Source organism: Thiolapillus sp. (assembly GCF_048562965.1).
Taxonomy (GTDB): domain Bacteria; phylum Pseudomonadota; class Gammaproteobacteria; order Chromatiales; family Chromatiaceae; genus Thiolapillus; species Thiolapillus brandeum_A.
Genome location: NZ_JBHNMF010000916.1, coordinates 1 through 1,132 on the forward strand (window position 1 = coordinate 1; position 1,132 = coordinate 1,132).

Below are 1,132 nucleotides of genomic sequence, written 5' to 3' on the forward strand. Positions count from 1 at the left end.
GAGGCAGGCTTGTACTCATCTTAGGGGTGAGTAGTTACTGCTGGAGAATATCTGGCAGGATGCTTTGTCCGCCGGACAGAACGCCCGTGTGATGCTGAGGCAGCCCTGATGAGCAAAGTGATCGCCGCCCTGCGGCATCACGCCGCTCACCGTCCGGATGAGGCTGCCCTGCTGGGTGATGCGCTGCGGCTCACCTGGGGTGAACTTCTGGCGGAGGTAAATGAGCTTGCCGACAGGCTGCGTGATGGACAGGTGCTGGGAGTGTATCTGCCCAATGGACCGCACTGGGTCATTGCCGATCTTGCCGCTCTGGCTGCCGGTATAACCTGTTTGCCCGTTCCCCTGTTTTTCAGCCCTGATCAGATTCGCCATGCATTACGCGATGCCGGTGTGGATCGCATCATCTGCCAGAGAGCGTCGCTATTTGATGAAGGGCTTCCGACAGCAAGAGAGGAAACCCTGATCGTCGCCGGGAAGTTGCTGTCATACCTGCAACTGGAAGATGTGAAAGATTCACTGTTTCTGAACCGGGCCAAGATTACCTACACTTCCGGCACTACCGGCAATCCCAAAGGTGTTCCCCTGTCTCTGCAGCAGATGGAAGGTGTGGCCATCTCCCTGAAAGAGGCGGCTGCCGGCAGCACGGACGACAAGGCGCTTGTGTTGCTGCCGTTGTCCACGCTGCTGGAAAACATCGGTTCGGTATATGTACCGATACTGGCCGGCGCCACCATGCTGGTTCCGGATGCCGACAGCCTGGGATTCAGCGGTTCCAGCCAGGTGGACGCACGGACGCTTGGAAAGAAGCTGCAACAGCTCCAGCCCACCACGGCCATCCTTGTGCCGCAACTGCTGAAGCTGTTCCTCGGCCTGGCCGCAACACAAATGTTGCCGAGCAGCTTCCGTTTCATTGCCGTGGGAGGAGCGCCTGTCTCCGCAGCGCAGCTTGCGCAGGCGCAAGCTCTGGGTCTGCCTGTGTATCAGGGCTATGGCCTGTCGGAAGCATCATCGGTCGCTGCCAGCCATGGAGAGCGAAGCGAAGGCTGGTAGTCCCCAGTAGCCGCGAGGCCGCACTGTTTTCCCGGCGTGCCTTGCGCCAGAGGGAAAACAAAGTAGGCCTCCGAACGCGGCG

The 1,132-nt window shown here is 59.7% G+C and carries 1 protein-coding gene; it reads left to right on the forward strand.

The genetic code is table 11. The features are described from left to right. The first annotated feature begins 108 nt into the window (after positions 1 to 108). Positions 109 to 1,050: an AMP-binding protein gene (locus tag ACOCD2_RS21165; RefSeq protein WP_293650020.1), complete on the forward strand. Its 942-nt coding sequence runs from the start codon at positions 109 to 111 to the stop codon at positions 1,048 to 1,050. The last annotated feature ends 82 nt before the right edge of the window (positions 1,051 to 1,132 follow it).